The 24,416-nt window shown below is 37.4% G+C and carries 17 protein-coding genes; 12 read left to right on the forward strand and 5 right to left on the reverse strand.

Annotated features, from left to right (window positions below; genetic code table 11):
- The first annotated feature begins 9 nt into the window (after nucleotides 1-9).
- The 4 genes from C1634_RS05245 to C1634_RS05260 all read left to right on the forward strand — a co-directional run bounded on the left by C1634_RS05245 (nucleotide 10) and on the right by C1634_RS05260 (nucleotide 7,687).
- On the forward strand, nucleotides 10-3,150 hold the full coding sequence (locus C1634_RS05245) for an efflux RND transporter permease subunit (RefSeq protein WP_109737996.1): 3,141 nt from the start codon (nucleotides 10-12) through the stop codon (nucleotides 3,148-3,150).
- A gap of 17 nt (nucleotides 3,151-3,167) precedes the next feature.
- Nucleotides 3,168-4,580, forward strand: a complete 1,413-nt coding sequence (locus tag C1634_RS05250; RefSeq protein WP_228409990.1) for an efflux transporter outer membrane subunit — start codon at nucleotides 3,168-3,170, stop codon at nucleotides 4,578-4,580.
- 59 nt (nucleotides 4,581-4,639) lie between these two features.
- Nucleotides 4,640-5,191: a DUF2652 domain-containing protein gene (locus C1634_RS05255; RefSeq protein ID WP_109737998.1), complete on the forward strand. Its 552-nt coding sequence runs from the start codon at nucleotides 4,640-4,642 to the stop codon at nucleotides 5,189-5,191.
- A gap of 306 nt (nucleotides 5,192-5,497) precedes the next feature.
- Nucleotides 5,498-7,687: a TonB-dependent receptor domain-containing protein gene (locus C1634_RS05260; RefSeq protein WP_103235569.1), complete on the forward strand. Its 2,190-nt coding sequence runs from the start codon at nucleotides 5,498-5,500 to the stop codon at nucleotides 7,685-7,687.
- 1,809 nt (nucleotides 7,688-9,496) lie between these two features.
- On the opposite strand, the gene C1634_RS05265 is transcribed toward C1634_RS05260, so the two are convergent.
- The 5 genes from C1634_RS05265 to C1634_RS05285 form a co-directional block, all read right to left on the reverse strand.
- Nucleotides 9,497-11,707, reverse strand: coding sequence for a glycoside hydrolase family 3 C-terminal domain-containing protein (locus tag C1634_RS05265; RefSeq protein ID WP_394337094.1), 2,211 nt, complete (start codon nucleotides 11,705-11,707; stop codon nucleotides 9,497-9,499).
- A 302-nt stretch (nucleotides 11,708-12,009) separates the two neighbouring features.
- Complete coding sequence (metQ, locus tag C1634_RS05270; RefSeq protein ID WP_109738000.1) at nucleotides 12,010-12,819, reverse strand: methionine ABC transporter substrate-binding lipoprotein MetQ; 810 nt, start codon at nucleotides 12,817-12,819, stop codon at nucleotides 12,010-12,012.
- Between the two features lie 122 nt (nucleotides 12,820-12,941).
- Entirely contained in the window at nucleotides 12,942-13,598 is a 657-nt protein-coding gene (gene metI / locus C1634_RS05275) for a methionine ABC transporter permease MetI (protein ID WP_103234640.1), read from the reverse strand.
- Nucleotides 13,591-14,619, reverse strand: a complete 1,029-nt coding sequence (locus tag C1634_RS05280) for a methionine ABC transporter ATP-binding protein (RefSeq protein ID WP_103234639.1) — start codon at nucleotides 14,617-14,619, stop codon at nucleotides 13,591-13,593. The genes metI and C1634_RS05280 overlap by 8 nt, the downstream gene beginning before the upstream one ends.
- Before the next feature lie 18 nt (nucleotides 14,620-14,637).
- Nucleotides 14,638-15,633: an EamA family transporter gene (locus C1634_RS05285; RefSeq protein ID WP_109738001.1), complete on the reverse strand. Its 996-nt coding sequence runs from the start codon at nucleotides 15,631-15,633 to the stop codon at nucleotides 14,638-14,640.
- 572 nt (nucleotides 15,634-16,205) lie between these two features.
- On the opposite strand from C1634_RS05285, the gene C1634_RS05290 reads away from it, so the two are divergent.
- From C1634_RS05290 to C1634_RS05330, 8 genes are all read left to right on the forward strand, one after another.
- Nucleotides 16,206-17,138 (forward strand): ring-cleaving dioxygenase, encoded by a 933-nt coding sequence (locus tag C1634_RS05290; protein ID WP_109738088.1) that lies wholly within the window; start codon nucleotides 16,206-16,208, stop codon nucleotides 17,136-17,138.
- Nucleotides 17,139-17,344: 206 nt separating this feature from the next.
- Nucleotides 17,345-17,641 (forward strand): GNAT family N-acetyltransferase, encoded by a 297-nt coding sequence (locus C1634_RS05295; protein WP_109738002.1) that lies wholly within the window; start codon nucleotides 17,345-17,347, stop codon nucleotides 17,639-17,641.
- 220 nt (nucleotides 17,642-17,861) lie between these two features.
- Nucleotides 17,862-18,815 (forward strand): VOC family protein, encoded by a 954-nt coding sequence (locus tag C1634_RS05300; RefSeq protein WP_103234380.1) that lies wholly within the window; start codon nucleotides 17,862-17,864, stop codon nucleotides 18,813-18,815.
- A gap of 5 nt (nucleotides 18,816-18,820) precedes the next feature.
- Nucleotides 18,821-19,441: an alpha/beta hydrolase gene (locus C1634_RS05305; protein WP_103234379.1), complete on the forward strand. Its 621-nt coding sequence runs from the start codon at nucleotides 18,821-18,823 to the stop codon at nucleotides 19,439-19,441.
- Between the two features lie 286 nt (nucleotides 19,442-19,727).
- Complete coding sequence (locus tag C1634_RS05310; protein WP_109738003.1) at nucleotides 19,728-21,338, forward strand: Na+/H+ antiporter; 1,611 nt, start codon at nucleotides 19,728-19,730, stop codon at nucleotides 21,336-21,338.
- A 187-nt stretch (nucleotides 21,339-21,525) separates the two neighbouring features.
- A complete protein-coding gene (locus C1634_RS05315) occupies nucleotides 21,526-21,837 on the forward strand; it encodes a hypothetical protein (protein ID WP_109738004.1) in 312 nt (103 codons plus the stop codon).
- Nucleotides 21,838-21,847: 10 nt separating this feature from the next.
- Nucleotides 21,848-22,432 (forward strand): Crp/Fnr family transcriptional regulator, encoded by a 585-nt coding sequence (locus C1634_RS05320; protein WP_103234377.1) that lies wholly within the window; start codon nucleotides 21,848-21,850, stop codon nucleotides 22,430-22,432.
- A 1,078-nt stretch (nucleotides 22,433-23,510) separates the two neighbouring features.
- Nucleotides 23,511-24,386 carry a pirin family protein gene (locus tag C1634_RS05330; protein WP_103234376.1) on the forward strand — a complete coding sequence of 292 codons (876 nt, stop codon included), beginning with the start codon at nucleotides 23,511-23,513 and terminating at the stop codon, nucleotides 24,384-24,386.
- Nucleotides 24,387-24,416 lie beyond the last annotated feature (30 nt).

A 24,416-nucleotide genomic window follows, 5' to 3' on the forward strand; every position in this document is an offset into this window, starting at 1 on the left:
GAAGAAATCATGTTAAAGAAAATTATAAAAAGACCCGTACTGGCAACGGTAATTTCCGTATTGCTTGTTATTCTGGGGATTGTCGGTATGGTGAGCCTTCCGATTACCAAATTTCCGGACATTGCCCCTCCTACCGTTATGGTAACAGCTGCGTATCCGGGAGCCAATGCTGAAACGATTGCGAGATCGGTAGCACCACCGTTGGAAAATGCCATCAATGGAGTGGAAAATATGGACTATATTACTTCTACAGCGAGTAATGACGGGACATTAAGCATTACTGTTATTTTTAAACTGGGAACAGACCCCGATCAGGCGGCAATCAACGTTCAGAACAGAGTGGCGCAGGTAACCAATCAGCTTCCTGCAGAAGTTATCCAGGCGGGAATCACCACCGTGAAAAGACAGAACAGTATGATTGCGATGGTTTCCCTGACCAGTAAAGATGGAAAGATGGACGATCTTTTCCTTGAAAACTATGCCAAGATCAATATCGTACCGGAGCTGAAAAGGGTAAAAGGAGTAGGAGATGCCATGGTATATGGAAATAAAGATTACTCCATGCGTATCTGGCTGGATCCGAATAAACTGACCTCGTACAACCTTACGCCATCTGATGTTTCCCGGGCTATTCAGACCCAAAACCTGGAAGCAGCACCCGGAAGATTAGGAGAAAGAAGTAAGGAGGTTATGGAATATGTACTTCGTTATAAAGGAAAATTTACAGAGCCTGAACAGTATGAAAATATCACCATTAAAGCATTGAATGATGGTTCTGTTTTAAAATTAAAAGACATCGCCAAAGTAGAATTCGGGGCTTACAGTTACACGGTTTCTTCCAATTATAATAAAAAAGCTTCCGTAACGATGGCAATCTTCCAGATGGCGGGTTCTAATGCCAATGAAGTACAGATTGCTCTTCAGGAAAGAATGAAGGAACTGGAAAAATCCTTCCCTGCAGGAATGGATTATGAAATTCCTTATGCTACAAAAGATGCGCTGGATCAATCCATAGAACAGGTGATTCATACCTTGATAGAAGCATTTATTTTGGTGTTCATCGTAGTGTATATCTTCCTTCAGGATTTCCGTTCCACGTTAATTCCGGCTATTGCAGTTCCGGTATCTATTATAGGGACGTTCTTCTTTATGAAAGTGTTCGGATTTTCTATTAATATTCTGACGTTGTTTGCTTTGGTATTGGCCATTGGTATTGTGGTGGATGATGCGATTGTAGTCGTAGAGGCGGTTCACGCCAAAATGGAACATAAAAAACTCAATCCTAGAGCTGCTACCATGTCAGCAATGAGTGAGATTACAGGAGCCATTGTTTCCATTACATTGATCATGTCTGCAGTATTCGTTCCGGTGGCCTTTATGAGTGGTTCTACAGGATTGTTCTACCAGCAGTTTGCATTGACACTGGCGATTGCGATTGTGATTTCAGCGATCAATGCATTGACGTTGAGCCCGGCATTATGTGCTTTATTCTTAAAACAACACCATCCGGGAACGCATGAAAAAATGAATTTCAAAGACCGTTTCTTTGCAGGATTCAATGCTGGTTTTAATAAGCTGACATTCCGTTATGGTAAAGCTGTTTTATTCCTGTTAAAAAGAAAATGGGTCGCTTTGATCATCATTGTGGCTTTCGGTGGGTTGTTCGCATGGATGTCTATGACAACACCTAAAGGATTTATCCCTGATGAAGACCAGAGTTTCATTATTGTAACGGCTAATCTTGCTCCGGGAGCATCAAAGGACAGAACTTCAAAAGTAGTTTCTGATACGGAAGATCTTCTGATGAAAAATCCGGCTGTAGATAAAGTCATTTCAGTAGACGGATTGAACTTATTCAGTGGTTCTATGTCATCTTCAGCCGCTTCTATTTTCGTTAAATTGAAAAAAGGAGGCGAGAGAGGAGCTGTTAATAACATCAATGACATTATCGGGCAGACACAGGGGATGCTTTCTCAGGATAAAAGAGCCAATTTCCTTGTGATCAATACCCCAACGGTAGATGGTTTCGGAAATACGAGTGGGATGGAGTTGGTGCTTCAGGACCGTACCAACGGAGAACTTCAGAATTTAGGAAATATCTCTTATGGAATGATGGGAGCTTTGATGCAGAGACCGGAAGTCGCAGTAGCATTTACCACTTTTGATGTTACCTATCCTCAGTTTGAAGTGCTTGTAGATGAGGTGAAGTCTGCCCAGCTTGGAGTAAACGTTTCTGATGTACTGGGAGTGATGCAGGGATATTACGGAAGTATTCAGGCTTCGGATTTCAATAGGTTCGGGAAATATTACAGAGTATTGGTACAATCTACTCCGGAAACAAGACAGGACAAAGAATCCCTGAACGGAATTTTCGTTAAAAATAATTTAGGACAAATGGTTCCTATCAATACGCTGGTAAGCCTGAAGCAGGTGACAGGAGCTGAAGTGGTAGACCGTTTCAATCTTTTCAACTCATCCAACTTAACGGTAATGGCAGCTCCGGGATACAGTACGGGGCAGGCAATGGCGGCTGTTGAAGAAGTGAGTAAGCAGGTACTTCCTCCGGGATATACTTACGATTATAAAGGGATGAGCCGTGAAGAAGCAGGTTCCAGTTCACAATCAGTCATGATTTTTGGATTATGTATTGTGTTTGTATTCTTCCTTTTATCTGCACAATATGAAAGTTATATCCTTCCCTTGGCGGTATTGATTGCAATTCCGGTGGGACTTTCAGGAGTGTTTGTTGGGATAACATTCGCAGAATTGTCTAATAATATTTATGTTCAGATTGCTTTGGTAATGCTGATCGGACTTTTGGCGAAGAATGGTATCCTAATCGTAGAATTTGCGATTCAGAGACGCAGAGCTGGGAAAAGCCTTATTGCCTCCGCAGTGGAGGGTGCTAAAGCCCGTTTGCGCCCTATTCTGATGACTTCTCTGGCATTTATAACAGGATTGATTCCTTTGTTATCCGTAGTAGGACCTTCGGCGATGGGTAACCATTCTATCGGATATGCAGCAATTTCAGGGATGCTTTTCGGAACGATCTTAGGAATTTTTGTGGTTCCGGTTCTTTTCGTGGTATTCCAGGCTTTGCATGAGAGGATCAACGGAAGAGTAGTAACCGATGCAGATTGGGAATATTAATTCAAATGATTTTAAAAATGAAAATTAAAAATATAGCATATATCGCATTGATTTCAGGGACCGCAATTTCCTGTAAAGTTCAGAAATATGAGCAGCCTGAAGTGAAAATGCCAGAAACCTTTAGAAGTGACAGCATTGTTGCAGGACAAGATGAAAATATTGCTAAAATCAGCTATAAAGACTTTTTCAAAGATCCGGTTTTGGTAGGATTGATTGATAAAGCGATCGTGCAGAATAATGATCTTCAGGTAGCTTTAAAACAGATAGAATTTGCATCATTAGCGTATACCCAAAGTAAGTGGGCCAATATTCCAACAATCAGTGCTTCTGCCAATGCCAATATCAACCGTCCTTCAGACAACAGTATGAACGGAATGATGGCCGGACAGTTCATGGGAAAAAGGTATATGGAAGATTATACAACCTCCCTTAGTTTTTCCTGGGAAGCAGATATTTGGGGGAAGATTAAAGGGAGAAAAGAACAGGCTTTAACAGAATATCTTAAAACACAGGAAGCCGCAAAAGCGGTGAAAACACAAGTGGTGTCTGCCGTTGTACAAGGATATTATAATCTGCTGATGCTGGATACGCAATTGGAAATTACAAAATCCAATCTTGTGTATGCTGACAATACGTTGAAATTTCTGACCAAACAACAGGAACTTGGGCTGGTAACGGCTTTGGCTGTACAGCAGCAGGAAATTGTGAAAGACCAGATTCTGAAATCAATTCCGGCCATTGAAAGTTCTGTGACCACTCAGGAAAATGCTTTGAGCCTGCTCACCGGTTCAATGCCTGGAAAAATTGAAAGAAGTGCAAGCCTGAATAATGTACAGTCTCCGGATCGTATTGCAGCAGGAATTCCTTCAGAATTATTGAGTTACAGGCCAGACATTAAAACCGCAGAACTTGAGGTAAGAAAAAGTGCAGCGGCAATTCACGTGGCGAAAATGAGTATGTATCCTTCACTGAATATTACAGCGCAGGGCGGCGTAAATGCTTTCCAGATCAGTAAATGGTTCAGTGTTCCGGGTTCACTGTTCGGGATGATAGCAGGAGCTGTCGCACAGCCTATTTTGAATGGAAAACAGCTGAAGACACAGTATGAGCAGTCTAAAGTATTGGCAGATCAGGCAGAAATTAACTTTAAACAGTCTGTTTTGAAAGCAGTAGGAGAAGTTTCTGATGCGCTGGTTCAGATCCAAAAGTTGGAAGAACAGCAGAAAATTGCAGAAAGACTGGCATTGAAATCCGGGGAAGCAGTGAAGAAAGCTGATCTGTTATTTAAATATAATTCAGCGACTTATGTTGAGGTAATCATGGCTCAAACGAATAAGCTTCAGGCAGAATTGGATTTGGCATCTTTGAAAACCCAGAGACTGAATGCAATAACAGCTCTTTACCGTTCTGTAGGAGGCGGGTGGCAATAAAGTAAAATTGAATCTGCTTCGTCTCTCATGATGAAGCAGATTTTTAATCCATTATCACTATGAAAACAAATATACAAGAGGGGATCATTCTTATTCCGGATTTCAGCGGATTTACAGAATTTGTGTTCAATACAAAATTGTACACAGGCGAGTATATTGTAAGACAGTTATTGTCTACACTGATTGATGTGAATGATCAGTATTTTGAAATTTCCGAAATTGAGGGCGATGCCATTTTATTTTACCGATATGATGAAAATCCTTCATACCAAAGTATTTCCGGGATGCTTTGGAAAATGAGAAGTGCCTTCAACAGGAAGATAGAAGAACTGAGTAAGAGTCTAAGCACAACAATTGATCTTGGACTTAAGTTTATTGTTCATTATGGATCTTTTTCACAATACAATATTGGAAACTTCAGAAAATTATATGGGAAAACCATTGTAGAGGCCCATCAGCTTTTGAAAAACGGAGTAGCAGAGCAGCCTTCTTACGCTCTTTTCAGTAATTCTTTCCTGGAAAACAGCAAGAATCAGGCGTCTGATTTTAATAAGGACCCACTTCTTCTGCCGGAAGTAGGGGTTATCCATTATTTTGAAAATTTAAACTAGCACATATTTTTTAATATTATTCCTTGTAAATTTGCTATTGCTAGCGGCCCGGGTGAGATCCGGGCTTTTTTATTGATTATTTTTAAATAAGTTTCCATTGAAGATAAATGGTTTTTTTAAGAATATTTATTACAAGAGTGATTTTTATTAAGTTGATTTATTGAATAATTTTCACTGTTTTTTAATTTATGTTTAAATTTGACCTTGATATCTTGCTGGAAATTAGATAATTATTTTATTTTTTTTACTTTTTGATGTAACGTTTATAGTGAGATAGTGGTCTTATAATAAAAACTATAATTTCACATGAAAGTTATCTTATTTCCAATAGCGATATTAGCAGGTTCATTCGCAATGGCTCAGCAAGCTCCGGCTCCGGCTGCCAAGGATACTGTAAAAGGAAATACAAAGGAAATAGAAGCTGTTGCCCTGGTTGCCAGAAAACCAACAGTAGAATCTAAAGTAGACAGAACTGTATTCAATGTAGCGAATAGTGCAATTCTGGCAGGAAATACAACGTGGGACGTCCTGAGAATGACTCCTTTGGTAAGTATTAATAATAATGATGATGTAAAAGCCGAAGGACAGGCGGTTACAGTATATATCAATGACAGGAAATCTATTTTTACAGGAAAGGAATTAAAAGAATATCTTAAAACAATTCCAGCTGATAACCTGATGAAAATAGAAGTCATCACCAGTCCTTCTTCACGGTATGAAACGTCAGGGTCCGTTATCAATATTGTCCTGAAAAAAAGGGATGATGAAGGAATGAAAGGAAGTATTTCCCTTAACAACAGACAGAGCACCAAAAACTCACAATACGCAAATTTTAACCTGAATTACCATAAGAAGAAATTTACTCAAACCTTTATAGGAGGTTACAGCAGCGGGAATTACGTGCAAAAGACTCAGACTTGGGATAACCGGTATGAAAACAATAAGCTTACCCAATTCAATCTGGAAAATGTGATGAGAAATGAGAGTCCTTCTCTTTCCTCTACTTCAGAATTTGCAATCAATGACAAAAATAATATCGGACTTGTGCTGGAGTATTCACAGAACAGAAATTTATCTTTGTCAGAGTCTGACGGGATGACTTCTTCTGATAAAGGCCCCGGTGATTCTTTTCACCAGACTCAAAACACATGGGGATTCAGCCGTAATTTGGGGACTAATGCCTTCTACAAATACTATGATAAAGAGAAAAATAGAATTTTAGATGTTAATTTAGGGACCAATTATTCCAGTAATAACAATGATAATTTAATTGATAAGGAAGCCATTGATAAATTCGGAGTGAAAAAAGGTCAGCAATTAGGATTTGTCCGCATGAATCAGATGCGTAATTATTACCTGAAAATAGATTATACACAACCTTTGGGTAAATCAGGAGGTACCATTGAAGTGGGAGGTAAGACTGAAGTTAATAATCACACGATTCCCAATAATCTCTATGGATTCAGCATGAATGATCCTCAATCAGAATATTTTGATCTTTCTAAAAATGACAGATTCCATTATGAGGATAATCTGAGCTCTGTATATGCCAATTATAGCAAAACATTCTTCAAGAAACTGGAAACAAGAATCGGAGTTCGTTACGAATATATTGATTATAAAGTAAGACAGGATGTAGCAGGTACGGAGAGAAGGGATTCATATGGAACTTTTCTTCCCAATCTATTGCTGAAATATAGTTTTTCAGACAATTATGATCTGAGTCTTACCTATAACAGAAGTATATGGAGACCATGGTATTCGGAGTTTAATCCATTCCTGATGCCTGAAATTAACGGAACGTATTCCAGAGGAAATCTTTATTTGAATCCTAACCCTAATGACCGTCTTTATATGAAATTCGGGATTATGAAAAAGTACTTTATTTCTGCAAGGTATATGCATACCAACCAGGATTATTGGACTAGTTATGTGACGGAAAATGGAAGAACGGTTTCATTACCAGGGAACTTCGATGGAAAGGTGGAAAAATATTATCTTTTTGCGAATACCAATCAGAACTTCCTGAAAAATAAGCTGAATGTGAACGCCGGATTTGGATGGTACTATATTAACAACAAAGATTTTAACGAGAAAAATAAGTTGGGAGCTAAGGATTATATCAGCTATTGGGGAGCTTCCGCGAATGTATCTTACACGAATCTTTTCAATAAAAACATTAATCTAAGTGCGTGGGTGGAACTTGCCAATGAAAATAATGGAAATTCATATGCCAATAATACCAATGTTTTCCATAATATTTCAGTGACCAAAGTATTCCCAAAAAACCAAATGGAGCTGAGCATGCAGCTGATGAATATTTTTAAAAGACCTTACGGTGATAATACGACTTACGGCCAGGACGGAACTTTTAGAGAGTATTCAAAATGGGACTGGTACGGTGTTTCTCTTACTTTCGTAAAACGTTTCGGAAACCAGAAGGTAAAAGAAAATACAAAGACCGATGTAGAGAAAAATGCTGGCGGAGGAAAATAATTCAAAATTTGTTAGATATAATAGAAGCAGATTCCAATTTGGAATCTGCTTTTTTTAAATCTTTATGCTTAATAGTCTCTCGCAGATCTCAAAAATCTGTGTAGTCTCTGTGATCTGTGGAAGGATAATAATTTAGATACTAACGCAAAGTTTTATCTGAATTTCTCATTATTTTAAGGTGGCAAAGCAGGAATCAATTTCATTGATTCTTTCCAAGCATACATATAATCACGAAGCTTCTTAAGCAACGAAGTTGGTTTCTTTGCTCTCTTAAAAACGTGATGTTTTTTCTTTTAAACTTTGCGTTAAAAGAATATCTTTCGCAGATTTAACAAATTAAGCAGATCTCAAAAATCAATGTAGTCTCTGTGATCTGTGGGAGGATAATAATTTAGATAGTAACGCAAAGTTTTATCTAAATTTCTTATTATTTTAAGGTGGCAAAGCAGGAATCAATTTCATTGATTCTTTCCAAGCGTACATATAATCACGAAGCTTCTTAAGCAACGAAGTTGGTTTCTTTGCTCTCTTAAAAACGTGATGTTTTTTCTTTTAAACTTTGCGTTAAAAGAATATCTCTCGCAGATTTAACAAATTAAGCAGATCTCAAAAATCAATGTAGTCTCTGTGATCTGTGGGAGGATAATAATTTAGATAGTAACGCAAAGTTTTATCTAAATTTCTTATTATTTTAAGGTGGCAAAGCAGGAATCAATTTCATTGATTCTTTCCAAGCGTACATATAATCACGAAGCTTCTTAAGCAACGAAGTTGGTTTCTTTGCTCTCTTAAAAATGTGATGTTTTTTCTTTTAAACTTTGTGTTAAAAGAATATCTCTCACAAATTTAATAAATTAAGCAGATCTCAAAAATCAATGTAGTCTCTGTGATCTGTGGGAGGATAATAATTTAGATAGTAACGCAAAGTTTTATCTGAATTTCTTATTATTTTAAGGTGGCAAAGCAGGAATCAATTTCATTGATTCTTTCCAAGCGTACATATAATCACGAAGCTTCTTAAGCAACGAAGTTGGTTTCTTTGCTCTCTTAAAAATGTGATGTTTTTTCTTTTAAACTTTGTGTTAAAAGAATATCTCTCACAAATTTAATAAATTAAGCAGATCTCAAAAATCAATGTAGTCTCTGTGATCTGTGGGAGGATAATAATTTAGATAGTAACGCAAAGTTTTATCTGAATTTCTTATTATTTTAAGGTGGCAAAGCAGGAATCAATTTCATTGATTCTTTCCAAGCGTACATATAATCACGAAGCTTCTTAAGCAACGAAGTTGGTTTCTTTGCTCTCTTAAAAATGTGATGTTTTTTCTTTTAAACTTCGCGTTAAAAGAATATCTCCCGCAGATTTAACAAATTAAGAAAATCTCAAAAACCTGTGTAATTTCGTTGATCCTCGAGAAACTATCCAGACACTATCCAGACACAAATTCTTAAACCATTAAGAGTATATTAAGCTGTTAAGAGTATTAAGAAAATATCTAAGATATTCATTAAGCACACTGCTTCATTCAAATTTATTTGACCTTAACATTCCTTAAAAACTTAAGCCTTCTTAATGGTTTAAAAAATCTCCCACAGATTTAACAAATTAAGCAGATCTTAAAAAAATCTGCGAAATCTCCTAAATCTGCGAGAAAAAAACTTTCGTAGATCTAACAGATTTTAAAATTTGTGTAATCTCTGTGATCTGTGGGAGAAATAAAAAACAGATCCCAAATTGGAATCTGTTTAGCATTCTATCAAATAATTATAAATAGTAGAGTTTTGCACTCTTAACTTTCGGGTTTTTGTTTACTTAAGGGTAAACTTTACTTTCGTTTTAATGGCATCAGAAGAATTTCCAATCAATGCTTCAAAATCTCCCGGTTCAGCTACCCAATCGTGTTTACCGGCATCAAAATAACTTAAAGCTGTTTTGTCGATGGTGAAAGCGACTTCTTTCTGTTCTCCAGGATTTAGATATACTTTTTCGAAACCTTTCAGTTCTTTTGCAGGACGTGGAACGGATGATTTCAAATCGCTGATATAAAGTTGAGCAACCTCAGCCCCAGCTTTTTTACCCGTATTTTTTACGGTTATTGTAAAGGTAATTTTACCATCCTGTGAAATGGTTGTTTGATCCGCTTTTGCTTTCCCAAATTCAAAAGTGGTATAGCTCAATCCATGTCCGAAGCTGAATAGAGGTTTTATATTTTTGGTATCATGCCAGCGGTATCCTACAAAAACACCTTCGTTGTAAGTAATATTGATAGGGTTTTTCTGATCTTTACCTTTTCCTGCAGCCAACTCATCCTTCTGTCCCGGGTATTCTCCCAACTGATGTGCTGAGTTATCCTCAAGCTTTACAGGGAATGTAAACGGAAGTTTTCCTGAAGGGTTTGCATCACCTGCCAGAACGGAAGCGATGGAATTTCCAGCTTCAGAACCCAGATACCATGATTGTAAAACGGTTGGAACTTCTTTAATCCAAGGCATTGCCACAGCATTTCCTGAAACCAGCACAACTGCCAGGTTTTTATTGGCTTTTGCCAGAGCAGAAATCACGTGATCCTGATTGTAAGGAAGTCCATAGCTTTTTCTGTCGTTTCCTTCACTGTCCTGGAAGTCTGCTTTATTCAAACCCCCTACGAAAATCACATAATCCGATTTTTTTGCCAATTCTACAGCTTCATTCAGTAACTCAGCTTCAGAACGGGTATCTTTTAAATCCTGTCCGGATTTTACCCCGTTATATTCACCTCCGATATCTCCTACATAACCTCTCGCATACTGTACATCAGCCTGTTTTCCAAATCTGGACTTGATACCATCCAAAGGAAGCGTTTCGTATTTTACTTTTAATGATGAAGAACCTCCACCAACAGTCATGATCTTAATGGCATTTTCACCAATAACGGCGATTTTTTTAGCCTTATTAATATCAATTGGAAGAACATTCCCCTGATTTTTTAATAGAACAATTCCTTCTTCTCCAATTTCCTTTGCTACCGCTTTATGATCTTCAGAGGCAATATTTCCGAAAGGCTTGTTGCGGTTCATCGTTGTTTTATAGGCAAGACGAAGTAATCTTGTTACTTTATCATCAAGTTCTTTGGTATCTGCTTTTCCTGCTTTAATCAAATCAAGATAAGGTTTTGCCAGATAATAATTATCGTAAGCATTTTTAGTTCCCGCAGAAAGTCCGTTGGTCCATGATCCGAATTCAAGATCAAGACCGTTATGAATGGCCTGTTCCGTATTGTTTACGGCACCCCAGTCAGATACTACAACGCCTTTATAATTCCATTCTTTCTTTAAAATATCATTTAAAAGATACTGATTCTGGCTGGCATATTGACCTTTGTACATGTCGTAAGCTCCCATAATCGTCCATGAATCACCTTCTGTTACCGCTGCTTTAAAAGGCGGAAGGTAGATTTCATAAAGAGTTCTATCGTCCACATTCACATTGCTGGTATGACGGAACATTTCCTGGTTATTCAGGGCAAAATGCTTCACTGAAGTTGCCACACCATTAGATTGTACCCCTTTAATATAAGGGACCACCATTTTTGAAGTCAGATAGGGATCTTCACCCATATATTCGAAATTTCTTCCGTTCAGTGGAGTTCTGTAAATATTAACTCCAGGTCCCAGAAGAATATCTTTTTTTCTGTAACGTGCTTCTTCACCCAAAGCCTTACCATAGTTCCATGACATTTTTTTATTCCATGTTGCGGATAATGCAGTAAGAGCAGGGTAGGCGATAATAGAGTCATTAGTCCATCCTGCCTGGTCCCATTCATCCCACATGACTTCCGGACGTACCCCGTGAGGACCATCAGTTGTCCAGAATTCCGGAATACCCAATCTTGGAACACCCGGCGAACTGAATTTCGACTGTGCATGAAGCATCGCCACTTTCTCCTCCAGTGTCATCCTGGACAAAGCATCCTGAATACGCTGTTCCACAGGTTTTGATTCATCTAAATAAGTGGGTAGAGTAGTATTGGTCTGAGCCATATAAGAAGCAGAAATAAAGGTGAATAAACTTATAATGACGGTTTTCTTTAACATAATGCCTTTCTATTTGATTAAAAGCAAAAGTAAAGAAAATTTTTATTATCTCAAATTGAGAAAATAAAAAAATAGGATATAAAAAACTGCCCGCTTATTTGCAGACAGCTGATCTTGAATATTTTTATTGGTAAAGGTGAAAAAATTGAGGAGAAGTTCACAAGTGAAAAAGTAAAATCCGAATCTGGAAAACTCGTACCCCGAAACCCGAATTTCAAAACGCTCTCACTCTCAAACCCCCTCACTCATCAATCCCATCCCTTCACCGCTCCTCCTTTGAAGATTTCTTTCGCTTTCTTTTCTACTTCCGGAGACTCGTATGCTTTGACAAAATTTTTAACTTTTTGACTGTTCTTATTGTCCGGTCTGGCAACAATTACATTCACGTAAGGAGAATCTTTATCTTCCACAAGGATGCCCTGCTTTTCCTGATCTAAACCGGCCTGAGCAGCAAAATTATTATTGATGATTCCTACAACAACATCTCTGTCTTCTAAAACTCTTGGAATCTGAGCCCCTTCAATCTCCATAATTTTCAGCTCTTTTGGGTTTTCTGTTATATCTGTGACTTTTGGAAGAAGCCCAACATTCGCTTTTAATTTCAGCAGACCGCCCTTCTGCAGAAGAAGTAAAGATCGACCTCCATTGGTAGGGTCATTGGGAATAACAACAGTGTTGCCGTCCTGCAATTCACTGATGTTTTTAATCTTTTTTGAATACGCTACAATAGGGTAGACAAATGTATTTCCTACAGGTACGAGGTTATAGTTTCTCTGTTTTGACTGTTCAGTTAAATAAGGGATATGCTGAAAGGCATTGGCATCAATATCACCATTTGTCAAGGCTTCATTGGGAACTACATAATCATTAAAAGGTATAAGCTCCACTTCCAGATTATATTTCTCCTTCGCTACTTTTTTAGCTACTTCAGCAATTTCCTGCTCCGGTCCATAAGTAATTCCTACACGGATAAAATTCGGGTCATCTTTTCTCCCCGAACATGCTGTGAATAGTAATAATCCAGCCGTTAATAAACCAAAAATCTTTATCTTTTTCATGCTAATTTTTTATTTAAATGATAGTAAGCAAAAGGGCTAATGAGTTTTTCAATTTTGTATACTCCTTATCTCATATCTCAAAACCCGAATCTCCTCTCAAACTCTCTGACACTCCAACTCAATTATCTGTGATCAAACCTTTTTGACAATCTGTCTCCCATAAATTGGATGATGAAGACCAAAAGAACAAGCAGAATCAATACTGTATTCATAATAACAATATCGTAACCGATATATCCGTACTGGTACCCAACCTGTCCAAGTCCTCCGGCACCTACAGCACCTCCCATCGCAGAATATCCTACCAGCGTTATCAAAGTGATCGTAGCATTGTTGATTAATGAAGGTAAAGCTTCAGGAAGCAATACTTTTCTGATAATTTGTAACGGAGAAGCACCCAGCGCTCTTGCAGTTTCTATAAGACCTTGAGGAACCTCAATAAGGCTGTTCTCAACAAGTCTTGCAATAAACGGAGCAGCTCCAACACTTAATGGAACCAGAGCAGCATTCACTCCAATAGAAGTTCCTGCCAAAATTCTGGTGAAAGGGATCATCCATACAATCAGGATAATAAAAGGGATTGCACGGAAAATATTAACCAAAATAGATAATCCTCTATGATAGAAGGTATTTTCCAGCAGTTGTCCTTTTCTGGTTAAAAAAAGCATAATCCCAACCGGAAGACCTAACACAAATCCAAAAAATCCGGAGAGAAATGTCATATAAACTGTTTCCCAGGTTCCTTTTGCCAAAAGGGCAATTACCGTATCACTAAGCATATCCTTTTACTGTATTTTGAATTTTATTTTGGTTGAAATAATAGATCGCCTGCTGGTTTTCTTCTGTCTCACCCTGAAGATGCAGCAGAAGCTTACCAAAATTGGAATTTCCGAAATATTCTACGTCAGCCTTTAAAAGCTTGTAAGGGATTTTATATTGGGTATACAGAGTTGAAAGAATTTGTTCAACACTGATGTTTTCGTTAAGTTCTATTTCGACCAGCGGAAATAAACCATCTTTTGGCTCTTTCTGCAGTCTGTTACTGAGTTCCTGTGGCAGGGTCATGATGTCTGAATTTATAAACTGGCGGATGATTGGATGTTCTCTATCCGAAATAATCTCGCTTAAAGTTCCTTTTGTTAATAATTTTCCTTTGTCGATCACTGCAACATGGTTACAGACCGATTTGATTACTTCCATTTCGTGGGTAATTAAAAGGATGGTAATTCCCAGTCTCTGATTGATGTCTCTTAAAAGTTGCAGAATAGATTGTGTTGTTGCAGGATCCAGTGCGCTGGTTGCTTCGTCACAAAGCAGAAGGTGAGGATCATTGGCCAAAGCTCTTGCAATGGCAACTCTCTGTTTTTGTCCTCCCGAAAGGCTTCTCGGATAATCATTGGCTTTTTCTTCAAGCCCTACGATTTTCAGCAGTTCATTCACTTTTCTATTGATCTCATCCTTACTGGTATGATCCAGCTCCAATGGAAGAGCTATATTATCAAAAACAGTTCTCGAAGAAAGAAGGTTGAAATGCTGGAAGATCATTCCTATTTTTTTGCGTTCTTCAGCAAGCTGTTTGGAACCCAGTTTGGTAAAGTCTTTTCCATTAATAATAATCTGTCCTTCATCCGGTCTTTCCAATAAATTGACCGTACGGATAAGGGTACTTTTTCCGGCACCCGAAAACCCGATAATTCCTACGATATCTCCTTTCTCTATAGTAAGACTCACCTTGTCCAGTGCTTTAAATGACTGTTTTTTCTGGTGAAATGTCTTTGATATGTTTCTGATTTCTATCATTCTGATTTTATATACTGTTTAAATAGGCTGATAGCGTTTGCCTGTTCTGTTTAAAAATCTCCTTACTCTTCTGATTTTGACCTTCGACCGTTTGGAAAGTTTGAAATACTTGGTCACATTCGTGAGAAGTACTCCTAGCAATATGATGAATAAACCATACAGCTGACCTCCATTGATACTTTGATGAGCAATAATCCAGCCAGCAATAACCGTTACAATAGGGTTGATGTAGGTATGGGTGCTTACCAAGGCAGCGGGCTTCACGGACAAGAGCCAAATGTACGACAAATAAGCGATTATTGATCCAAAGAAAATCAAAAACAGAACCCCAAACCATGCCGATAATGGAACAGCAGAAACCGAAAAACCAGTCCATTCTTTTCTTAAAAAAGCGATCAGAAAAGAGGCTAATCCCGCTACTATAAGCTGTTGCGCAATGTTCATAAAAGTAGATTGTGAAGCCGGATTTTTCTTTGAATATAAAGAACCCAGTACCCATGCTATGGAACTTAATCCCAATACCACAAATGCTGTAATACGGAGATTTCCGTCAGTGACTGCATGGGCATTCGAGTTTACACTTCCTTTCAAAAAGAAGACTAATCCTACAAATCCGAGTGCCAATCCGATCGGAATAAACTTATCTGAAAAATAATATTTCCAGTTTTTTCTGTCGATGGCGATGAACCAAAACGGGCCGGTTGCAATAGAAATTGCCGCTTCAGAAGCCGTTACATATTGTTCGCCCCAGGCTACAAGCCCTGTTCCTCCGGTAAGGATAAGAATCCCGGTGATTGCATTTTTTTTCCAGTTGATCAGAGAATTTGCTTTTTCTCCTTTAGACAGAAGATATCCTATTATCAGAATTCCGGCAACCAGAAATCTTAATCCGGAAAGAATGAATGGCGGAAAACCTTTTAAGCCAAATGAAATAGCTAAAAACGTAATTCCCCAAATCACATAGATGTTTGTAAACGCTAATGGAATTACCCATTTGTTTTTAGAATTGCTCATTTTTATGTTATTAATGTTATTCGTTTTCAATAAAAAAAGGCCCTACACGTGGTAGGGCCTTAAAAAATATGTCATATAAAAGTAAGGTCAACCACAATATTCTTGATGCAAAGGCATACAGAAAGCCATCATCATATTTTTGATGGTATGTTTCTTAATTAAATTATTTTTGAATTCTGCCTTCATTTTATTTTATTTCCTGAATACGTTTGCAAATATATAATATAATTTTAATTAGTCTACTAAAAAAGTAGACTTTTTGAATATTAAATTATTGTTAATGGATTAATGTATTTTAAATCAATTAATTATAGAATTTATTTTTTTCTTTATTTAAAATTTTCCATGATGTTTCCATACTTTTCATTCCAAATAATGCTCAAATTACATCATAATTGAGGTTGTGAAAAACATAATATAAATTGAAAATTTTGAGAATTGTATAAAGGTGTATTTGCTGTTTATGTAAGGGTATGCTAAAAGATGTTTTGGGAAACGAGTTTTACATTTATTAAACTAGTTAAATGCATAGGATTTCTGGTCACTGTAATTTAGCATCAAAATTAAAAGACATGGACAATAGAATATTAGGTCTGCATCATATAACAGCAATCGCAGATAATGCCAAAAGAAATTTAGACTTCTATACTCAGGTTTTAGGAGTAAGACTGGTCAAAAAAACAGTGAATTTTGACGATCCGGGAACGTATCACTTCTATTTTGGAAATGAAAACGGAACTCCGGGAACCATCCTTACTTTCTTTCCATGGGAAGGAATAGGAAAAGGAACCAATGGAAGCGGAATGGCTACCCATATCGGATATTCGGTACCAAAAGGAAGCCTTGAATTCTGGAAAAACCGGTTAAAAAGTTTTAATGTAACTCCAGAAGAAGGAGAAGTGTTTGGAGAAAAAATGATTTCTTTTAAAGATCCGGACGGTCTTCAGTTACAGTTGATAGAACCATCCGGTGAAGACAACAGAAAAGTATGGACAACCGATGATATCAAGGATGAAAATGCATTGAAAGGATTTCATAATGTTACTTTGACTTTAAGAAAAGCTGATCCTACGCTCAAAGTTCTGACGGATATTTTAGGATATAATCTACAGAAGCAGGACGGTGAAAGATACAGATTGGCAACAGATGCGATTGAAACTGCTAATCTTGTTGATATTATTGAAAATGATACACTTCCGGCAGGAAGAAATGCTGCCGGAACCAATCACCACATTGCATTCAGGGTAAAGGATGATAACGTTCTGATGGAATATCGTGAGAAAGTATTAGCTGCAGGATTAAGTATCACCCCGAAGATCAACAGAGATTATTTCTACTCATTATACTTCCGTGAGCCGGGAGGTGTTTTATTTGAAATCGCAACCGACAATCCGGGATTCACCGTAGACGAACCTTTGAATGAATTGGGAACAAATCTGAAACTTCCCGTTCAATACGAAGGAATGCGTGAGAAAATAGAAGAAGCGCTTCCGAACTTATCATAGATCATCGGCCAGTATTGATAAAGATGCTAATTTTGAATAAAGATTTAAATGTAAAGAATTAAAAGTATGTAAACTTATTTTAGGTAATTATAACAGAGCGATTCATCGAATCAACTTGTTGATTCAAATCTTAGCCAACTTAAAATAGGCTTGATTATCATTAAGACTTTGCGTTTAAAAAAACACTATTTAATAAAAAAATAAAAATGGAAAGAACAGAAATAGTTTTAGAAGGAAGAAAAGGAGAAATTCAGCTTTTCTCAGACGATCATAAAGCAGGTAAAATGGATATTTCAGTCATTGGAAAAAAACTGACTGTATACCATACCGAAGTGAATACAGAATATGAAGGGAAAGGTTTTGCCAAAATTTTATTGGAAAGACTGGTTTCCTATGCAAGAGAAAATGATTTGAAAATTGCACCATTGTGTCCATATGTTCACGCTCAGTTCAAACGCCACCCGGAAGAATATAATGATGTGTGGTTGAAGGAAGAGAGGTAGTGAGTTTGAGAGTCGGGTTTCGGGATGCGGGTTTTCGAGATTCGAGATTGAGAGTCGGAGGGTAAGAGAGTAATAGGGTTTGAGAGTCTCGAGCTAAAAAACAGAAGTGAAAGACAAAAGATGAATAAAGTTACTCTTGAACGTATCAACTCAAATTCCGAACTCCGAACCTCGAAATCTCGCACCTCCATCATAATAACCAATTAATAATTTTAACACAATGAAACTTATCACAGGACTGCATCATGTTACGGCAATTACCGGTAATGCACAGGAAAATATAGACTTTTATACCGGAGTTCTAGGACTTCGGTTAGTAAAAAAAACAGTCAATTTTGATTACTCGGATGTTTATCATTTTTATTTTGGGGACGAATACGGAACACCGGGAACGATTATGACTACTTTTCCGTATGGTAAAGACCTTATCAATGGAAGACATGGTAAAGGTATGCTTAATACCACTGCTTTTTCAGTTTCATTAGATGCCCTGGATTATTGGATGAACCGTCTGGAACAGTTTAATATTCCTTTTAAGCAACCACAGCAAAGACTTTCTGATGAAGTTTTTATTTATCTTGAAGATTTTGACGGATTGGGACTTGAATTGGTTTTTAATGATAAAGACGAAAGAAAAGGATATTATAACGGCTATATTCCAAAAGATTATGCCATAAAAGGAATTCATCATGTAGAAATCTGGCAGGATGCTTATGAAAGAACAGCCGCTCTTCTGATGACTCAGATGGATCATAAAGTAATCAAAGAAAGTCCAGACAGATTGAGATTGGGAACAGACAATATGCCGGGGAAATATGTCGATCTGCTGTCTACTCCTAATGCATTGAAAGGATTAGCAGGAAGAGGTACCGTTCATCATGTGGCTTTTGCCACTCCGGATGCAGAATCCCAGCTTGAAATGGTAAAGAGATTAAATGCATATGGATTGGAACATACCGAAGTGAAAGACAGAAAATATTTTACTTCCGTATATTTTAAAGAGCCGGGAGGCGTTTTGTTTGAAATTGCAACTTCCGGTCCCGGGTTCGATGTAGACGAAGAAGCAGCATTTTTAGGGGAAGATCTGATGTTACCACTGCAGTTTGAAAAAAGAAGAGAACGTCTTATCGAAGTTCTTCCCAAAATCAATTATCCAACAGAAAAATTCAGATAGAAATAATGAGTCATATTTTAAATATAAAAACAGCAGGAATACCATTAAAGCAGGCAGAAAAAGCTCTGATTATGATTCATGGGCGTGGAGGAAGTGCTCAGGATATTTTGAGTTTATCTCAACAACTGAATGTAAAAGAGTATGCGTTATTAGCCCCACAAGCTTTGAATCATACCTGGTATCCTTTTTCATTTATAGCTCCGGTGGAACAAAACGAACCGTGGCTGTCATCAGCTCTTGAAATGGTTGAAGAAACAGTAAAAGCCGTTATCAATGCAGGAATTAAACCTGAAAATATATACTTTTTCGGATTTTCTCAGGGAGCCTGTCTTACGCTTGAATTTTTGGCTCGTAATGCTCAAAAGTTTGGTGGAGCAGCTGCCATTATCGGTGGAGTAATAGGAGATAAGATCAATCGTGAAAATTACAAAGGAGACTTTGCCGGAACCCCTGTTTTTCTGGGAACCAGCAACCCTGATTTTCATGTTCCCATAGAAAGGGTATACGCTACAGCCAATATTTTGAGAGAAATGAATGCTGACGTAACCGAGAAAGTCTATGCCAATTTTGGACATTCTATCAATACAGAAGAAATTGAATTAGCCAACTCAATACTATTTAAATAGATAATATAACCGCAAAAGTCACAAAGAATTTGATAAGTTAATATTGAACTTTATATAATATTCTATCAGACTTTCTTAAACATTTTAAAATACAAACTTTGTGACTTTTGTGGTTAACCTTTATAATTGGGATTTAAAAATTCTTAAAACAAAGGCAACGAACATTCAATAGCGGTGGGCTTTAGCCCACTTAATAATATAAATCATTCAATGGGCTTTAGCCAAAACCTAAATAATCCGGAATCTAAAACCTAACCTCTAACCTCTAATTTCTAACTAAAAAAACATGCACGAACAACTCCTTTTAATCCTGGGACTTTTATTACTCGTTATGATGCTGGTGATGCTGGCACAGCGAATCAAAATTGCTTATCCTATTTTTCTTGTGCTTGCCGGATTAGGAATCAGTCTTATTCCCGGAGTACCTGTTTTAAAACTGGATCCGGAGATTATATTTTTAATTTTTCTACCCCCTCTTTTATATGAAGCGGCCTGGTATACCTCATGGAATGATTTCTGGAAATGGAAACGCCCCATCAGTCTGCTGGCCTTCGGGTTGGTATTTCTGACATCTTTAGTGGTAGCGTATACTTCACAAATGCTCATTCCTGGTTTTACGCTCGCATTAGGGTTTTTATTGGGAGGAATTGTTTCACCGCCGGATGCTGTAGCAGCTGCTACCGTCTTAAAAGGATTGAAAGTTCCTAAACGAACCCTTGCCATACTGGAAGGAGAAAGTCTGATTAATGATGCTTCTTCCCTGATTGTTTTCAGATTTGCTCTGGCGGCAGTAATGACAGGAGCTTTTTCAATGCATGAAGCGACAGGTCAGTTTTTTCTGGTAGCTGGGATGGGAATTGTTGTTGGGATTGTAGGAGCTCATATCTTCTATGCCATTCACCGTTTTTTGCCTACAACACCAGCTATTGATGCGGCACTTACAGTGATGACTCCTTATATTCTGTTTCTTTCTGCGGAACATTTTCATTTTTCAGGGGTAATGGCTGTCGTGAGCGGAGGATTGTTTATGTCTTTTCGCGCTCATGAAATTTTCAAAACAGGAACCACAAGAATCAATATGACAGGAGTCTGGAACACCATGATTTTTGTAATGAACGCCTTGGTCTTTGTATTAATAGGTCTTGAACTTCCGGATATCATCAATGGATTAGGGGAAACTTCATTAATGGATGGAATCAAATATGGTTTAATAATAAGTCTCATCGTTATTGTGGTGCGTCTGCTATGGATCTATCCCGTGGCTCATCTTCCAAGATGGTTCAATGAAAAAGCCCGACGTGACCCAAACCCGGGATGGAAAAATCCTTTGATTATAGGCTGGGCAGGAATGAGAGGAGTTGTTTCTCTCGCAACAGCTTTGTCGATTCCGGTAATGATGAATTCGCAAGCAGAGTTTCCCATGAGAAATCTGATCATTTTTATCACATTTGTAGTCATTTTTGTGACCTTAGTATTTCAGGGATTGACATTGCCTTTGGTGATTAAATTAATCAAGATCGGGGAGATAGACCCTATTCTTCCTTCCCATGAACAGCAGGCTGGAATTCAGATGAGGCTGGATAAGCTTGCCGTTCACAAACTAGATAAAGAATATAATGAAGCGGTGAACAGCAATAGTCTGCTTGAGAATCTTAAAAAGGCGCTGGAAAGTGATATCAAACTTCATCAGAATCATTTAAGTTCTATTGAGATGTGCACCAACAGACAAAATGATATGGCAGAATATCATAAAGTAATGCTGGATATATTTGCCTTGCAGAGAAAAGAACTGTTTAAAATGAAACGTGAAAAACTTTTCAGTGACGATGAGATCCGAAAAGCAGAATCACAGCTGGACCTGAATGAACTGAAAATTACAGGGAATAAGCATTTGTAGGATGGGGTCGGGATACGAGTTTCGAGGTGTTGAGTGGGAGAGTTTGAGGGTGGGAGAGTTTGAGAGTATTAGGAGTTTATGAGAGTGGATATGAGGTTCAAAATTCAGGTTGCGAGGTTTCTGAATAGGGTAGATAAAAACTTTTTTGCTCTTTCGCTTTGAGCCAATAATATAAACATTGAACAAAATGAAAACATTACATTTTTTAGTGATTGGAAAGAACCAGGAAATTCTGGATACTTTAAAAAGAATTATAGAAAATAATGAAGGCTGGACAGCAGAAATACAAAGTGACGAGAATTTCTGTTATGAATATTTAAAAGAAAATACGGTAGATATTGTCCTTTTAAGCGCTGGCTTAGAAGAAGATTTTGAGAAAGATATTAAAGTATTTTGTGCAGGATTAGATAAAGAGGTTAAAGTGATCGATCATTATGGAGGAGGAAGTGGACTTCTAAAGAATGAAGTTTACAGTCTTTTTCCTAATTTGCAGGGATAAACGCTACATTATGTTCGAAAATATCATCAAAAACATTACACGATTTATCTCAATTACTCCCGAAGAAGAAAAAACGTTCACAGATCTGCTTGCTTGCCAGTCGTTTCCAAAGAAAACGGTTTTGCTTAGAGAAGGAGAGATCTGCCAATTTGAAGGGTATATTCACAAAGGATGTGTGAGAATGTATTGTTTGGATGATGACGGTACAGAAGTTACTTTACTGTTTGCCATTGAAGATTGGTGGATCAGTGATATTGCATCATTTCAGGAACAGAAACCCTCTAAAGTTTATATTGAAACCCTGGAAGATTCGGAGATCTATATGCTGAATCCCACAACAAAAGAGAAATTACTGCAGGAAATCCCTAAATTCGAAAGAGTTTTCAGAATGCTGGTACAGAGGAATTTGGCAACACTACAGAGCCGACTGGTCAATACCATTTCCAAAACCGCCTCAGACAGATATCTTGAATTCATCAAAGTATATCCTTCAATCCCGCAAAGGGTAGCACAGTACTACATTGCCTCCTATCTTGGTGTTTCAAAAGAATTTGTAAGTACTATCAGAAAGCGTCTTGCTTCAAAAGAAAAGTAGAACTTCATTATATACAGGTTGTAAGAAATGACCTAAGAAAATGGAGCGTTAAAAAAATGAACTCTGTGAACGTTAAGAAAACTCTTATGTCTGAGTGCGGACGAAATGGTGATAATCAATATACATTGTTACTGCACGAGTTTAGAGTTTTTAGAGAATAGATTTCATTTTTAGCGGAGGTTTCTTAAATCTTGAACTTTTGGTTCATTTTGCTTCAAGGCAAAAGAACAAAAAAATAATGACTATAATTCTCGAAAATTTTGCAGATAACGCAGATTCGACACATATGTAGATTCATTCGAAATTATGATAACCCCGTCAAAAATTCTTTGAATTTTCGCCACTCCTACGGAATAGGGGGATTTTTACGTTTTCAGTTGTGGTATTTGTGAATAGGGTAAATATTGTGAAAATATGAAAAGTATAAGGCTAGATTCCAACGGAATGACAAATACAATGTTTAGCTTATCCGTACACCTTGTCATTCCATAGAGATCCTTGAATTCATCAAAGTATATCCTTCAATCCCACAAGTGTAGCACAGTACTATATTGCTTCCTATCTCGGTGTTTCAAAAGAATTTGTAAGTACCATTAGAAAGCGCCTTGCTTCAAAAGAAAAGTAAAACTTCATTATATACAGGTTGTAAGAAATGACCTAAGAAAATGGAACGTTAAGAAAACTCTTATGTCTCAGTGCGGACGAAATGGTGATCATCAATATACATTGTTACCGCACGAGTTTAGAGTTTTTAGAGAACAGATTTCATTTTTAGCGGAAGTTTCTAAGTCTTGAATTTTTGGTTCATTTTGCTTCAAGGCAAAAGAACAAAAAAATATAATCATCGATAATCTCACAGGTTTTGTAGATAAAATCCTTGCGCCTTAATAAGCATTATAATACACATATTGCGCCTTTGCGTTTCCCAAAAAAACAATCCAATCTAATCACACTGCCGAATACAAAAGTATCCGGCATTTTTTTTTGCTGCAAAGTCATTTATTAAACTAGTTAAATGTGCAGGGTTTCTGGTCTCTCTAAATTTGTCCTATCAAACAAGAACAAATAACAATCTGATATGGACAGAAAAGATTTTTTAAAGAAAGGATTATTGGGAACAGGAATGTTTGTAGCATCAGCTTCTTTGGCCAGTGCTATGAAAAATGACATCGATGAGATCGAACCACTAGAACCGATCGGATACAATCATCTTCCCAATACAGAATCAAAAATAAAAGAAAACTCTGTGATTCACAGGGCAGATTCAAGAGGGAAAGCAGACCATGGATGGCTGTTGAGCCAGCATACTTTCAGTTTTGCCAATTATTATAATCCTGAAAGAATGCACTTTGGAGTTTTAAGAGTTCTGAATGATGACAAAGTAGAATCTGGAAGAGGTTTCGGAACACATCCTCACGATAATATGGAAATCATCAGTATTCCTTTGGAAGGTGACCTTGAGCATAAGGACAACATGGGAAATACAGCAGTGATCAGAAGCGGAGATATTCAGGTCATGAGTGCAGGAACCGGAATCATGCACAGCGAATTTAATAAAAACAGTGATAAGCTTGTAAAATTCCTTCAAATCTGGATTTATCCGAAAAAAAGAAATGTTACGCCGAGATATGATCAGATCACTTTAGACAAAACAAAAGGTCACAATCAGTTTCAGCAGATTCTATCTCCCAATGCAGATGACGAAGGAGTATGGATCCATCAGGATGCGTGGTTTCATCTGGGAACTTTTGATCAGAATACAGAAACACTTTATCTGGTCAGAAAAAAAGGAAATGGAATTTATGCTTTTATCCTTAAAGGAAGCGCAGAAATAGGCGGTGAGACCATTGAAGAACGTGATGGATTCGGAGTCTGGGATATTCAGGAGATTACTATCAAAGCACTTAAAGAAGGTACAGAAATCCTTTTGATGGAAGTACCCATGACATTATAAATAAAAAATTCAACAAAAATAACAACCCTT

The sequence above is a fragment of the Chryseobacterium viscerum genome (genome assembly GCF_002899945.2).
GTDB lineage: Bacteria > Bacteroidota > Bacteroidia > Flavobacteriales > Weeksellaceae > Chryseobacterium > Chryseobacterium viscerum.

What these genes read in the sequence shown, in the direction of transcription:
- C1634_RS05315 (WP_109738004.1), top strand. Translation starts at nt 21,526, where the DNA reads ATGAAAACATTACATTTTTTAGTGATTGGAAAGAACCAGGAAATTCTG.
- C1634_RS05305 (WP_103234379.1), top strand. Translation starts at nt 18,821, where the DNA reads ATGAGTCATATTTTAAATATAAAAACAGCAGGAATACCATTAAAGCAG.
- C1634_RS05285 (WP_109738001.1), bottom strand. Translation starts at nt 15,633, where the DNA reads ATGAGCAATTCTAAAAACAAATGGGTAATTCCATTAGCGTTTACAAAC.
- C1634_RS05260 (WP_103235569.1), top strand. Translation starts at nt 5,498, where the DNA reads ATGAAAGTTATCTTATTTCCAATAGCGATATTAGCAGGTTCATTCGCA.
- metQ (WP_109738000.1), bottom strand. Translation starts at nt 12,819, where the DNA reads ATGAAAAAGATAAAGATTTTTGGTTTATTAACGGCTGGATTATTACTA.
- C1634_RS05245 (WP_109737996.1), top strand. Translation starts at nt 10, where the DNA reads ATGTTAAAGAAAATTATAAAAAGACCCGTACTGGCAACGGTAATTTCC.
- C1634_RS05250 (WP_228409990.1), top strand. Translation starts at nt 3,168, where the DNA reads ATGAAAATTAAAAATATAGCATATATCGCATTGATTTCAGGGACCGCA.
- C1634_RS05265 (WP_394337094.1), bottom strand. Translation starts at nt 11,707, where the DNA reads ATGGCTCAGACCAATACTACTCTACCCACTTATTTAGATGAATCAAAA.
- C1634_RS05280 (WP_103234639.1), bottom strand. Translation starts at nt 14,619, where the DNA reads ATGATAGAAATCAGAAACATATCAAAGACATTTCACCAGAAAAAACAG.
- C1634_RS05300 (WP_103234380.1), top strand. Translation starts at nt 17,862, where the DNA reads ATGAAACTTATCACAGGACTGCATCATGTTACGGCAATTACCGGTAAT.
- C1634_RS05310 (WP_109738003.1), top strand. Translation starts at nt 19,728, where the DNA reads ATGCACGAACAACTCCTTTTAATCCTGGGACTTTTATTACTCGTTATG.
- C1634_RS05295 (WP_109738002.1), top strand. Translation starts at nt 17,345, where the DNA reads ATGGAAAGAACAGAAATAGTTTTAGAAGGAAGAAAAGGAGAAATTCAG.
- metI (WP_103234640.1), bottom strand. Translation starts at nt 13,598, where the DNA reads ATGCTTAGTGATACGGTAATTGCCCTTTTGGCAAAAGGAACCTGGGAA.
- C1634_RS05255 (WP_109737998.1), top strand. Translation starts at nt 4,640, where the DNA reads ATGAAAACAAATATACAAGAGGGGATCATTCTTATTCCGGATTTCAGC.
- C1634_RS05330 (WP_103234376.1), top strand. Translation starts at nt 23,511, where the DNA reads ATGGACAGAAAAGATTTTTTAAAGAAAGGATTATTGGGAACAGGAATG.
- C1634_RS05320 (WP_103234377.1), top strand. Translation starts at nt 21,848, where the DNA reads ATGTTCGAAAATATCATCAAAAACATTACACGATTTATCTCAATTACT.
- C1634_RS05290 (WP_109738088.1), top strand. Translation starts at nt 16,206, where the DNA reads ATGGACAATAGAATATTAGGTCTGCATCATATAACAGCAATCGCAGAT.